Below are 14,212 nucleotides of genomic sequence, written 5' to 3'. Positions count from 1 at the left end.
GGGGGGCGTACTGCCCGGCCCGTCCTGTGATCCGGACCGCATCCCCCGTACACGCGTGCCATGAACACGCCCGCACGGGGAAGAGGTCCGTAGGATGCCCGGACCGGTTCGGCTTTCTCCCCGTCAGGACGGCTTCGAGTGATATCTCCCCGCGTATGTCGAGTGACCGTGCCCGCCCTGGGCCTGCTGGCCGCCCTGGCCCTCACCGGCTGCGACCCCGAGCAGGGGTCCTCGTCGTCCGCCTCGGGCGGTTCCCAGGGCGGCGGCCGGGCCGCCGCCACCGGCTTCGGAGCCAGCCCGCTGGAGAACCCGGACGGCACGAAGCCCGGTCTCGCCCCGCTCACCTCCGAGCAGGACCGGGCCGCCGCGCGCAAGGTCATCGAGAAGGTCGCCACGAAGGGCCGGGGGCCGAAGACCGGGTACGCCCGGGACGAGTACGGCTATGCGTGGATGGACACGGCGGACGGTGTGCCGCTGGCGAGGAACGGGTGCGACACCCGGAACGACTTGCTGAAACTTCATGGACAGGACGTCGAGTTTCGTAAGGGCTCCGACTGCGTGGTCGTGTCGATGGACTTGTACGACCCGTACACCGGCAAGGAGATCGCCTGGAAGAAGGCCAAGGCCGCCGAGGTGCAGATAGACCACGTGGTCCCGCTGTCCTACAGCTGGCAGATGGGTGCCGCCCGTTGGCCGGTGAGCAAGCGCAGGCAACTGGCGAACGACGTGCTCAACCTCCTGCCGGTCGAGGGGCGCGCCAACTCGGCGAAACGTGACTCGGGGCCCGCGTCCTGGCTGCCGCCGAACAACGAGATCCGGTGTTCGTACGTGCTGCGGTTCGCGCAGGTCGCCGAGAAGTACGAGCTGGCGGTGACGGCGGCGGACAAGACGATGATGCTGAAGCAGTGCCAGGGCTGACCGGACACCCATGGTTGCCTCGGCCCCGGGGCACAGGGTCTCTCGCGGACGTGGTGGCTAAGGTTCGCAGTCATGGACGCCGCCGAACTCGACCGTCAGGCCCGGACTCTGTCCGGCTGTATTCCTCCACTCCTGGTCTCCCGGCTTCTTGAGCTCGGCCACCGTGACGAGGTGGGGGCCCAGGCCCGCGGTGGGGAATGGTTCTGCGCGCGGGCCTGGGCGCAGCTGCTCAGTGACCAGGGGCGGCGAGCCGAGGCGCTGGAGGTGCTTTCCCCGTACGTTGCCACCGGCTGGTGGCCCGCAGCCCGGATGCAGGCGGAACTGCTGGAGAGCTGGGGGCGGGAAGGCGAAGCGATTGCGATGGCCCTGCCGTACGCGAGCACGGGAGGCCTCCCGTTGGAGTACCTCGCGCGCCTGCTGGCGCGGCACGGGCGTACGGACGAGGCGATTGCTCGGCTGAGCGCCGGAATCGACGACCGCCTTCTCGCTGCGGCTCTGGTCGACCTTGCCGAAGGAGCAGGCCGGGACGAGGACATCGCCGCGCTGCTGGCTGCCCGCATCCCGGACCGACACCGCTGTGACAGTCCATGGTGCTGCCACGGTCTCGACCCCGACGACGCCATCGGGCTTCTCGCCACGATCCGCGAACGCCAGGGCCGCGTCGACGAGGCGATCGCGCTGCTGCGCACCCGGCACATCACCTCGGTCAACAACCGGGATCAGCTGGCCGACCTGCTGGCGAGACATGATCGGATCGAGGAACTGCGCGCGTACGCGGTGACCGATCACCTCGGCCACGCCGCGCAGCGTCTGGCCGAGGCACTGGAGGAGTGCGGCGACGTGGAAGGCGCGATCGCCGTGTACCGCCGGCCGGGCGACTCGCAGGACCTCCGGTGCCACGGCACGGTGCGACTGGCGGAGCTCCTGGCCCGGCACGGCCGAGGGGGCGAAGCGGTCGATGTGATGCGCGTCCTGGCCGAGGCCCACAACGGGGACGACTGGATCCTGCATATGTGGTCCAGCCTGTGCCTCGAACAGGGCCGCCCGGAAGACGGCCTGGCGCACCTTGACGCCCTCGCCGCCGCCCGAGGGTGCGAGGAGGACTGGGATCTGTACTGGATGCGGTTGCCGCTGATCGCCGCGCGTGACGGCGTCGACGTAGCGGTCGCTCGGGCCCGCTCCCACCCCGAGGGCGCCACCTCGTACGCGGCGCCGCACATTGCTGAGCTGCTCGCCGGTGCCGGACGCACCGAGGAGGCTGTTGCCGTTCTCGAACAGCACGCCTCCACGAACAGCGACGAACTCGCCGGTCACCTCATCGACCTGGGACGCGTCGACGACGCCGTCGCACTCCTTCAGCAGCGCGATTCCGAGCCGGTCCCACCTGTCTGGACCGGCTCGCTCTTCGACGATCCCCCCTTCTGACTCCGCCTCCCACGGCTGTCGGCACACGCCACTCAAGCCGGAGTGCACTCGACGCCGTGGACGCACCTATCCGCTCGGGAAGGGAGGGCGGCATACAAACCGGTGCGCTGCTCCTATGTGCGGCGGCTGATCCGCCGGGGCCCCGCGGGAGGGGTGGAGGAGGGCGTTGTACTGTACGGCGTCCGTGCCGGTCGGGCGGGTGCGTGCGAACGGCTCCCGGCCCGCCCGCATCCCTCCCTCCGAAGGAAAACAGACCGTGAAGTCAGCCGTGCCGTCCTCCGCCCCGTGGCCCGGAGCCGCGCTCCGTCCGGAGGGTCCGGCATGAGGACCCGGCGGACCTGGCGGGGCAGGACCCCCGCCCCGCGCACCCGGATGCCCCGGGCCCGGCTCGTCCTGGCGCGGGCCGCCGGGCTGCTGCGCGGGCGGCGCGGGGCGTGGACGGGCGGCGGGGTGCTGCTCGTCGTCGGCGCCCTCGTGGCCGTCTGGGTGTTCGGCGGGGAGGAGGAGGCCGCGACGCCGCCGGACTCCCGGGCCCGCCCGTACCGGGAGTTCGACGCCTGTCTGCTCACCGGGGAGGCCGGGATCACCGGCGGGGACGCCGCCGCCGTCTGGCAGGGCATGCAGCGCGCCTCCGGTGACACCCGGGTCCGCGTCACCCATGTCCCGGTGATGGGCGAGCAGTCGGCGGCCAACGCCCTGCCCCATCTCAACGGGCTGATCCAGCGCGACTGCGAGATCGTCCTCGCCACCGGGGCCGCGCAGACCCGGACCGTGCGCGAACAGGCGGAGGACCATGCGCGGGTGCGGTTCGTCGTCGTCGGGGGAGGCGCCGGGGAACAGGCCCAGAGCGGCGCCAATCTGACGGTCGTGAAGCCCGGCGACGGGCTGGCCGACGAGGTCGACGCCGTCGTTCGACGGGCCGTCGAGGACGCGCGACCGTAACGGGGACCGGCCCGGACCGCGCCAGTGAGATAAACATCGCATAAGTTTGGCGCGAACTGAGTGGATCATGCACCGATGAGTACGGCAGTCTCGCGAGGCCCTATGTAGGTCTTGTGAAGAGAAAGCTGCCCCGATGCGTGCTCGATGGCGAAGACCATCATCGTTGTTCCCCCCGGGTCCGGTAGGACGCCGCAGGGCGAGAGGCACGGCGCTGGCCGTGCTCGTCTCGTTCTCCTGCATGCTCACCACCGAGACGGCGTCCGCCACCGGTGAGACCCTGCCGGCCCTGTCCATGCCGAAGATGTCCCTGTCCGGCCTCTGGAAGTGGCTGGACGAGAAACCCCATCCGCACACCCCCGAGCAGGAGACCGGAACCGCCCGCGGCAAGAGCCACAAGGCCACCGCCGACCAGACCCGGGGCAAGCTCGGCAACGGCCACCGGCCGGGCAAGGGCAAGGGCGAACTGCCCGCCTACAGCCGCGCCACCGACCGCCCCGGCACCGCCGTCACCGACCGCGCCGCCGGCAACGCCAAGAGCTTCGACGCGAAGACCAGCAAGCGGAACGCGAAGAAGTCCACGGCCACCACGGACTACTTCGTCAACACCGACGGTTCGACCACCGTCCGCCACTACGCGGGCCGGTCCAACTACAAGGGCGCGGACGGCGGCTGGAAGCCGATCGACACCGCGCTGACCCGGGACGCGGACGGCCGGCTCCAGCAGGCCGCCAACTCCCTGGACGTCGAGTTCGCCCCCGACGCGGGCGACCAGCAGCTCGCCTCCGTCGACTTCGGCGGCGGCCGCAGCCTCGCGTACGCGCTGCGCGGCGCGAAGAAGGTGTCCGCCACGGTGGACGCCGAGAACAACGCCACATACGCCGGCGTCCTGCCCGACACCGATCTGCTGCTCTCGCCCCTCACCGAGGGGTTCAAGGAGCGGCTGGTCCTGCGGTCCAAGGACGCCCCGCACTCCTGGCTGTTCCCCCTCGACGTCCGGGGGCTCACCCCGCGCCTCGCGGAGAACGGGGACGTGGAGTTCACGGACGGGGACGGGGAGGTGACGGCCACCATTCCCCACGCCTTCATGGAGGACTCCCGCATCGACCCGCGCTCGGGCGACGCGGCGATGTCCCGGGCGGTCACCTATGAACTGACCACCACCTCCGACGGCAAGCCCGCCCTGCGGCTCACCGCCGACAGCGACTGGCTGAACGACCCGGCGCGGGCCTACCCGGTCACCGTCGACCCGACGATCACCGCCGGGAACTCGACGTACGCGCAGAACACCATCGGCGGCGACCACTCCACCGAGAACCAGATCAAGGTCGGCAGCTACGACTCCGGCACCAACAAGGCGAACTCGTTCCTCCAGTTCTCCACGCTGAACAGCACGCTCAAGGGCCAGCGCGTCACCGCCGCCACCCTGAACGTCTACGCGATCTGGTCCGCGACCTGCACCGCCGAACCCTTCTCGGTCAGCCCGATCACCAAGTCCTGGACCCCCTCCGGAGTCACCTCCTACCCGGGCCCGGCCTACGGCTCCGCGATCGGCTCCGCCACCGTCGCCCCCGGCGCCTCCTGCAGCAACAACGCGGGCGGCACCAACGACCTGAGCATCGGCGTGAAGATGCCGGTGAAGCTGTCCACCGCCTGGTTCGACAGCGTCGCCACCGGCACCACCAGCTACGGTCTCGCGCTCACCGCGCCGACCGGCGACGGGCTGCACTGGAAGAAGTTCCACTCCGACAACAGCACCACGGCCGGTTTCCGCCCGGCGCTGGACCTGACCTACACGCCGAACAAGGCGCCGCAGATCAACGCCCAGTACCCGCCGGTCAACCACCAGTCGAACACGCTCCAGCCGGAGCTGCTGGTCTACGCGAGCGACGCCGACAAGTGGCCGATGACGGCCCTGACGTACGCCTTCGAGGTGTACGACGCGGACAGCGACAGCACCACGCCCGTCGCCTCGTCCGGGGTGATGACCAAGAGCAGCTGGAAGATACCCGCCGGCAAGCTCAAGTGGAGCAAGAACTACGACTGGTACGTCAGCGTCACCGACGGATACGACTCGGTGATGTACTCGGCGAGCCGCTTCGCCACCGCCGTACCGCAGCCACCGGTCACCTCGGGCCTCGCCCAGAACACCGACGGCCACGAGTTCGACCCCAGCGACGCCAACTACACCACCGAGGACACCGACGCCGAGGTCGAGGTCGTCGGCCCGTCCCTGTCCGTGGAGCGCTCGTACAACAGCCGCGACCCGCGCACCGACGGCGGCTTCGGCGCCGGCTGGGCGACGGTCACGGACATGACGGCCGTGGAGGTGAAGGACGGCGCGGGCACTCTGACCAGCGTCATCATCACCTACCCGGGCGGTGAGCAGGTCGCCTTCGGCCGCAACGCCGACGGCACCTTCGTGCCCCCGATGGGCCGGTACGCACGGCTCGCACCGGCCGCGTCGGGCGGCGGATACGTCCTGACCGACAAGGACTTCACCGCCTACGCCTTCCAGCAGCCGGTGACCGGCCGCACCGGAGCCTTCGCGATCTCGTCCATCAAGGACTACGCGAACCGGGCCGAGACCTTCACGTACACGAGCGGCAGGCTCGGCAAGGTCACCAACACCACGTCCAACCGGTCGCTGTCCTTCTCCTGGACGACGCCCGCCGGGGCCACCGCCCCGCACGTGGCGACCGTGACCACCGACCCGGCCACCGCCGGGGACGCGAGCACCGCCCAGGTCTGGAAGTACGGCTACAGCGGCGACCAGCTCACCTCGGTCTGCCCGCCCGCCGACCCCACCAAGTGCACGGTCTACGGCTACGCCACGGGCAACCACTACCGCACCACGGTCCTGGACGCCGACCCGTTCGCCTACTGGCGGCTCGGGGAGACCGGCGGCACGGTCGCGACCGACACGGTCGACCTCAACCAGGGCCGGTTCAACGGCCAGTACCACAACGTGACCCTCGGCGGGACGGGCCCGCTGGCCGGTTCCACGCAGAAGGCCGCCACCTTCAACGGCACCACCTCGTACGTCGAGATCCCGAGCGCCCCCGGCGCCACGCCCTCGTACACGACGGTGTCGCTGTGGTTCAAGACCACCCAGGCGGGCGGCGTCCTCTTCTACTACGGGGACAAGCCGCTCAGTGACGCCGACCCGGTCGCGAACACCAAGAAGAACACCCCGGCGGTGTACGTCGGCACGGACGGCAAGCTCCGCGGCTGTCTCGCCATGTCACCGGGGTGCATGACCACCACCACGTCCACGGCCACCGTCACCGACGGGAAGTGGCACAACGTCGCCCTCACCGGCGCCGCCACCACCCAGACGCTGTACCTGGACGGCGCCAAGCAGGGCACCCTCGCCGGCACCATCAACGACTGGGAGCAGCCCTACATCTCCTTCGGCGCCGGGGTGAACACCGACGGCTGGCCGGCCATGAACGCCTCCGACACCCTGGGGCACTACGCGGGCCAGCTCGCCGAGGTCGCGATCTACACCGAGGCCCTGGACCCGTCGGTCATCACCGCGCAGTACAACGCGGCCACCCGGTCCGCCGGACTGCTCGACAAGATCACCACGCCGGGCGGCAAGACGCAGTCGGCCGTCACCTACGGCACCACCGACGACCTGGTCGTCCAGGCCACCGACGGCGACGGCGGCACCTGGAAGCTCAACCCGGCCACCGTCACCGGCTCCTCCCAGGTCTACCGCTCCGCGGTGATGGGCACGGCACCCGCCGGGTACTGGCGCCTGGACGACACCCAGGGAGCGGCCCAGGCGGCCAACGAACTGCACACCGGCTTCGGCACGTACAACAGCGTCACGCAGGGCGTGGCCGGTCCGTTCGGCACCGGTGACGTCACGGCCGCGCAGTTCAACGGCACCAGTTCGTACGCGGAGATCCCGTACGGCACCTGGCACAAGGGCGACCGCTCCGTCGAGCTGTGGTTCAAGACCGCCAAGCCCGGTGTGCTGATCGCCGACCAGGCCAAGGCGGTGAACGACGCGGCCGGGGCGAACGGTCCCGTCAACCCCGTGCTCTACGTCGGCACGGACGGCAAGCTGCGCGGCCACTGGTACAGCGCGGCGGGTTCGGCCGCCACCGACTTCGGCTCCAAGGACAAGGTCGACAACGACGCCTGGCACCACGCGGTCCTCTCCGCGACCGGTACCACGCAGACCCTGTACGTGGACGGCGTCAAGCAGGCCGACTTCACCGGCGCCCCCAACGACCAGACGAACACCCGCACCTTCGTCGGCGCGGGCTTCGCCAAGGGCTGGATCAGCGCCCCGGCCGACGTCAGCTACTTCACCGGTTCCATCGCCGAGGTCGCCGTGCACGCGGGCGGGCTCACCGAGGAGCAGGTCGAGCAGCACTGGTCGGCGTACAAGGCGTCCTCGGGCGTCGCCCCGGTGCGGACGGTGAAGCTCACCGACCCCACCCAGAAGACGCTGACCTACGTCTACGACGCGGAGATGGGCAACCGCCTGCTCGCCGCGGTCGACACCAACGGCAGGCGCACCACGTACGGCTACGACACGGCGGGCTTCCTGCACACCGTGACGGACGCCAACGGCAACCGCTCGGTCACCGGCCACGACATCCGCGGCAACACGGTCTCGCAGACCATGTGCCAGGACACCGCCGCGGGCAAGTGCGCCACCGACTACTACACCTACTACCCGGACTCCACGACGGCGTTCCCGCCGATGGACCCGCGCAACGACCTGGTGCTCACCGAGCGCGACGGCCGTTCCTCGGGCCCCACGGACAACACCTATCTGACCAGCTACGCGTACGACACGGCGGGCAACCTCACCTCGGTGACGACGCCCCCGGTGCCGGGCCACCCGGCAGGGCGGACCGCCACCACGACGTACACGACCGCCACCACCCCGGCGGCGGAGGGCGGCACCGCGAAGGCGCCGGCCGGACTGGTCGCGGAGGTCGTCACCCCGGGCGGCCGGAAGACCGCGTACTCCTACTTCGCCAACGGTGACGTCGCCGAGATCACCGACGCCAACGGGGCGAAGGAGAAGTCCACCTACGACAACCTCGGACGCCAGGTCACCCGGACCGAGGTGAGCGACGCCCGGCCGGGCGGTCTCACCACGGCCCTGACCTACGACAAGGACGACCAGGTCCTCACCGAGACCGACCCGCCGGTCACCAACCGGGTCACGGGCGCCGTGCACACCGCGCGGACGTCCACGGTCTACGACGCCGACGGCAACGTCTCCTCGCAGACGGTCACCGACCTCACCGGCGGTGACGCCCCGCGCGCCACCTCGATGACGTACGACGCCTACAACCGCATGGCGTCCCGCACCGATCCGGGCGGCGACACCACCGCGTTCGAGTACGACGTCTACGGCAACAAGGTCAAGGAGACCGACCCGGCCGGCAACGTCAACACGTACACCTACGACGGCGAGGGCCGGCCGCTCACGACCAACCTGCTGAACTACACGGGCGACCCGGCGAACCCCTCGCCGGCCACCACCCTGGTGCAGGAGTCGCGGGCCTACGACCCGGGCGGCAGGCTGGCGTCGATCACCGACGCGATGGGCCACGTCACGGCGTACACGTACACCGACGACGGACTCGCGGCCACCGTGGTCCGCAAGGATCCGGCCAACGGGCTGTCCTTCACCGAGGAGGCCAACACCTACGACGCGGCCGGCAACCTGGTCAAGCAGGTCACCAACGACGGCCAGACGGTCTCCACGTTCACGGTGGACGCCTCCGACCGCACCACGTCGTCGGTCCTGGACCCGGGCGGCCTCGCCCGGACCACCAAGGTGAGCTACGACCCCGACGACAACGTCGTCTCGGAGACCGACCTCGACCCGCTCAACCACACCACGAGCACCGAGGACACCCTCTACGACAACCTGGGCAACATCACCGGGTCCACCGTCCACGACGGCACCACCGCCCCGGTGGGCCGCTGGAAGCTGTCGGAGACCAGCGGCACGAAGGCCTCCGACTCCTCCGGCGGCAACCGGACCGTCACCCTCGGCAGCGGCGTCACCCGCTCCACCGAGCGCGGCGGCTCCGCCGTCTTCGACGGCACGGCGAACGCCTACGGCCAGGCGGAGGGCGCGGCCGTCAACACCGGCGGCTCCTTCACCGTCTCCACGTGGGTCAAGCTGAACTCCACCGCCGCCAACAGCACCTTCCTCGCGCAGGACGGGAAGATCGGCAGCGGCTTCCAGCTGTACTACTCCACGGCGTACGGCTGGACGTTCAACCGCCACGCCTCGGACATGTCCGGCCCCGTCATCGTGCGGGCGTCCTCCGGGACGGCCGCGGTGACCACCGGCACCTGGACGCATCTGACGGGCGTCTACGACCAGGAGGCCGCGCAGATCCGGCTGTACGTCAACGGCGTGCAGTCCGGCACCTCCACCGCCTTCACCACCCCCTGGGACGCCACCGGTCCGCTCCAGGTCGGCCGCAGGCTCGCCAGCGGGAAGTACGCGGAGAACACCAACGGCTCGCTGAACGACATCCAGGTCTACGGCGAGGCGCTGACCGCGACGCAGGTGGCGGCGCTCAAGGGCGGCACGCTGCCGGCCGCGGGCAGCTCCGTGCACGTCAACACCTGGAAGCTGGACCAGCGGGGACTGCCGCTGGCCATGACCGACGAGAACGGGTCCACCACCGACTACGGCTACGACGAGGCCGGTCAGCAGACCAGCGTCACCGAGCCTGCGGTCGCGAGCGAGACCGGCGGCGGCACCCCCGTCACGGTCCGCCCGGTGTCGATGACGGGGTACAACACCTTCGGCGAGGAGACCGAGTCCTCCGACCCGCTGGGCAACGTCGTCACGACCGCGTACGACGCCGAGGGCCAGGAGTCCTCGACGACGACGCCGAACTACACCCCGCCGGGGGCCACCGCCCCGATCACGGCCACCGCCTGGAACGAGTACAACAAGCTCGGCCAGGTCACCGCCGAGGTCGACCCGCTGGGCAACCGCACCGAGTACGGCTACACCCAGCTCGGGGACCTGGCCTCGGTCAAGGAGCCCGGCGGCGCCACCACGCGGTACACCTACACCCCCAACGGCGACCAGCTCTCGGCCACCCGGCCCGGCGGCGCCCGCCAGGAGACCACCTGGGACTACCTCGGCCGTCCGGTCACGGACACCGACATCGTGCGCCAGCCCACCCAGCGGGCGTACACCTCCATCAACGAGTACAAGGCCCCCGGAGGTGAACTCTCCCGCACGGTCAGCCCGACCGGCGTGAGCGAGTCCTACACGTACAACGTCCTCGGCGAGACGACGGAGGTGACCGACGCCGCGGGCGCCACCAGCCGCTTCACGTACGACATGGACGGCCGGCCGCTCACCTCCGTGGACGCGGACGGCACCAGCACCGTCAACACCTACGACGGCTACGGCCAGCTGACCGCGACCAAGGACCTGGACGCCGCGGGCAAGGTGCTGCGCACCAGCAGCTCCACCTACGACCGGGCGGGCAACCCCACCTCGGTCACCGACTTCCGGGGCCACACCACCACGCTCACCACCGACGCGACCGGCCTGATCACCAAGGCCGTCGAGCCGGTCTCGGCGACCGAGTCGATCACCACGACCTTCGGCTACGACGCGGCGGGCAACCGCACGCGCTTCACCGACGGCCGCGGCAACGCCTTCCTCACCACGTACAACACGTGGGGCCTGGCGGAGAAGTCGATCGAACCGGCCACCCCGGCCCATCCCGACCTCGCGGACCGCACGTTCACGATGGTCTACGACAAGGCCGGACGCCCCGCCGAGCAGCGCTCCCCGGGCGGGGTCACCGTCACCAACGAGTACGACGACCGCGGCCGGCTGGTGCGCCAGCACGGCACCGGCGCGGAGGCGGAGACCACCGACCACACCTACACCTACGACAACGACGACCAGCTCACCGCGGTGGCCGGGGCCGGCGAGGAGAAGGACACCTTCACCTACGACGACCGCGGACTGCTCCTGACCACCAGCGGCCCGTCCGGGTCCTCGTCCTTCGCCTACGACGGCAACGGCGCGCTGACCTCCCGCAAGGACGCCTCGGGCACCTCGACCTTCGGGTACGACACGGCCGGGCGCCTCAAGACGGCCGTGGACGGGGCGTCGGGTACGTCGATGACGTACGGGTACGACACCGAGTCCAACGTCACCTCGATCGAGTACGGCCAGGGCAAGGGGAGGCGCGACTTCTCCTACGACTCCCTGGGCCAGCTCACCACGGACAGGCTGACCTCGCCGACCGGCAAGTCGCTGGCGTCGATCACCTACGGCTACGACCTCAACGGCAACGAGACGTCGAAGACGACGACCGGGGTCGCCGGGGCGAGCACCAACACGTACACCTACGACTGGGCGAACCGCCTGTCGTCCTGGAACAACGGGAGCACCACCGAGAACTACGGCTACGACGCCTCCGGCAACCGGACCCGCGTCGGCGGTGACACCTACACGTACGACGCCCGCAACCGGCTCACCTCGGACGGGCACAGCACGTACACGTACACCGCGCGCGGCACGATGAGCTCCCTCACCGACGAGGGAGGCGTGCAGACCGCGGTGAAGGCCGACGCCTTCAACCGCGTCATCAACGAGGGCGACCGCACCTACAGCTACGACGGCCTGGACCGCACGCTGAAGGCCACGGACTCCGACGGCTCCTCGGTGTACGACTTCGCCTACAGCGGGGCCGGCAACGACGTGGCCTCCGACGGCGGCAGCTCCTACAGCCGCAACGTCGACGGTTCGCTGATGGGCATCAAGACCGCCGTCGGCTCCGTCCTCGCGCTGACCGACATCCACGACGACGTGGTCGGCCAGTTCACCGCGGACGGCGAGGCGCTCACCGGCTCGTCCACGTACTCCCCGTTCGGGAAGGTCGAGCAGTCCACCGGCATGGTCGGGCACCTCGGCTACCAGTCGGGGTGGACGGACCCGGAGACCGCCAAGGTCAACATGGCGGCGCGCTGGTACTCGCCGGAGACCGGCCAGTTCAGCAGCCGCGACACCGTGGGCATGAACCCGATCCCGGCCTCCGTCGCGGGCAACCGGTACGCCTACGCCGACCAGAACCCGCTGACGGCCACCGACCCGACCGGCCACTGGCCGAGCTTCGTCGACAAGGCCATCAAGAAGGTCAAGAAGAAGGTCAAGAAGACCGTCAAGTCGGCCTGGAAGAAGACCAAGAAGGCCGTCAAGAAGGTCGCCAAGAAGGTCAAGAAGGCCGCCAAGAAAATCAAGAAGGCGGTCAAGAAGGTCGTCAAGAAGGCCAAGCGCGTGGTGCGCAAGGCCGTCCACTATGTCGCCGACAGCGTCAAGAGGGTCAAGAGATACGTCAAACGCACCTATAAGCGCGTCAAGAAGTACGTCCACAAGGTCGTCAAAACCGTCAAGAAGACGGTGAGAAAGGCCGCCAAGGCCGTCAAGAGCGTGGCGAAGAAGGTGGTGAAGGCCGCCAAGAAGGTCGGCAAGGCCGTCGGGAAGGCGGCCAAGGCCACCGCCAACTTCGTCAAGCAGCACGCCTCCACCATCGCCTCGGTCGCCACCGGCGTCGTCGTCTTCGCCGGCTGCACCGCCGCGACGGCGGGTGCCGGTGTCGTCGCCTGCGGCGCCCTGGCCGGAGCCGCCGCCAACGCGGTCGGCTACGCGATGAGCGACGGACCCAAGTCCCTCGGCGGCTTCGTCACCGCCGTCGGCATCGGCGCCGTCACCGGCGCCCTCGGCGGCGCGGCCGGCGGAGCGGCCTCCGGCGCGGTCGGCCGACTCCTCTCCGGCGTCGGCGGCAAGGCCCTCAACGGCGCCGCCATGGGCGCCGCCGGCGGAGCCGCCGAAGGCGCCGTCGGCTACGGCATCTCCTGCGTCGCCAGCGAAGAGGGATGCAGCGTCTCCGGCGCGGCCAAGGCCACGGCCGTGGGCGCGGTCACGGGCGGGGTGTTCGGCGCGGCGGCCAGCAAGTTCGGCCGCAAGGGCTGCACCCCGCACAGCTTCACCGGGGCCACTCCCGTGGTCCTGGCGAACGCCACCACCAAGCCGATCTCCGAGATCAAGGTCGGCGACTACGTCCTGACCGCCGAACCCGGCAAGAAGAAGAAGGAGAAGCACAAGGTCAAGGCGGTCGTCGTCACCGCGACGGACCGTGCCTTCGTGGACGTCACCGTATCCACGAAGTCCGGCCCCCAGACGATCCACACCACCGAGCACCACCAGTTCTACGAGGCCACCAAGGACGCCTGGACCCAGGCCGCCGACCTCAAGGCCGGCCAGAAGCTCCAGACCGAGTCGGGCCGCCCGACCGTGATCATCGACGTCAAGGCGTACACCGGCGAAGCCGTGACGTACGACCTGAGCGTCGAGGGGCTGCACACGTACCACGTGGGCGCCGGTGACGACGGTGACACCGCGGTGCTGGTGCACAACACCGACAGGATGGCGCAGGTCTCGGGTTCCTCCTGTGTAGTTCCCGCCGGCCAGGCGAGGGCGCTTCTGGAGGACGCGCAGTCCCTCCACGACGCAATGACCACCGGAAAGTCGGGGGTCGGCGCGCGGAAGGCCGACCAGGGAACCACCGTCGCCACCGGTGTCTTCAACGGCCGCAAGGTGTACTCGGTGAACAACAACAAGACCAGCGTGGCCATGCGTAAGCTCGCCGACAAGCTGGGATACGAGCGGATCTCGGGCGTCGAGCACATCGATCCGGGGATTCGCACGGATGCCGAGCAGATCCTCTTCAACGCTGTGGACGACGGCACGCTGGCCAATCGCGGCGTCGTCGCTTCGTCGCGGCCGGCCTGTGGAGTGGAACGCCAGAACTGCGCGGGCAGAGCCGCAGACTACGACCACATCAGCTTGTGGGAACGGAACAGGACGGCACCGTGGGAGAGGGAATAGCGGAGGACG

The 14,212-nt window shown here is 70.0% G+C and carries 4 protein-coding genes; all 4 read left to right on the top strand.

Going from position 1 to position 14,212, the window contains the following annotated elements:
* Positions 1-162: 162 nt before the first annotated feature.
* The 4 genes from ACZ4FH_RS15575 to ACZ4FH_RS15560 all read left to right on the top strand — a co-directional run bounded on the left by ACZ4FH_RS15575 (position 163) and on the right by ACZ4FH_RS15560 (position 14,203).
* Positions 163-918, top strand: coding sequence for an HNH endonuclease family protein (locus tag ACZ4FH_RS15575; RefSeq protein WP_467305053.1), 756 nt, complete (start codon positions 163-165; stop codon positions 916-918).
* A 72-nt stretch (positions 919-990) separates the two neighbouring features.
* The gene (locus tag ACZ4FH_RS15570; RefSeq protein WP_467305052.1) at positions 991-2,343 is read left to right on the top strand and encodes a tetratricopeptide repeat protein; all 1,353 of its coding nucleotides are present in this window, start codon (positions 991-993) and stop codon (positions 2,341-2,343) included.
* A 321-nt stretch (positions 2,344-2,664) separates the two neighbouring features.
* Positions 2,665-3,285, top strand: a complete 621-nt coding sequence (locus tag ACZ4FH_RS15565; RefSeq protein ID WP_467305050.1) for a type 1 periplasmic-binding domain-containing protein — start codon at positions 2,665-2,667, stop codon at positions 3,283-3,285.
* A 238-nt stretch (positions 3,286-3,523) separates the two neighbouring features.
* Positions 3,524-14,203, top strand: a complete 10,680-nt coding sequence (locus tag ACZ4FH_RS15560; protein WP_467305048.1) for a LamG-like jellyroll fold domain-containing protein — start codon at positions 3,524-3,526, stop codon at positions 14,201-14,203.
* Positions 14,204-14,212: the final 9 nt, after the last annotated feature.

Source organism: Streptomyces sp. NPDC024555 (assembly GCF_055559335.1).
The sequence above is the reverse complement of the archived record's forward strand: the minus strand, read 5'-3'. Positions and strand labels throughout refer to the sequence as shown.

Bases quoted from the DNA above. Each gene is read 5' to 3' on its own strand.
- ACZ4FH_RS15570 (WP_467305052.1), top strand. From the start codon at position 991: ATGGACGCCGCCGAACTCGACCGTCAGGCCCGGACTCTGTCCGGCTGT.
- ACZ4FH_RS15565 (WP_467305050.1), top strand. From the start codon at position 2,665: ATGAGGACCCGGCGGACCTGGCGGGGCAGGACCCCCGCCCCGCGCACC.
- ACZ4FH_RS15560 (WP_467305048.1), top strand. From the start codon at position 3,524: ATGCTCACCACCGAGACGGCGTCCGCCACCGGTGAGACCCTGCCGGCC.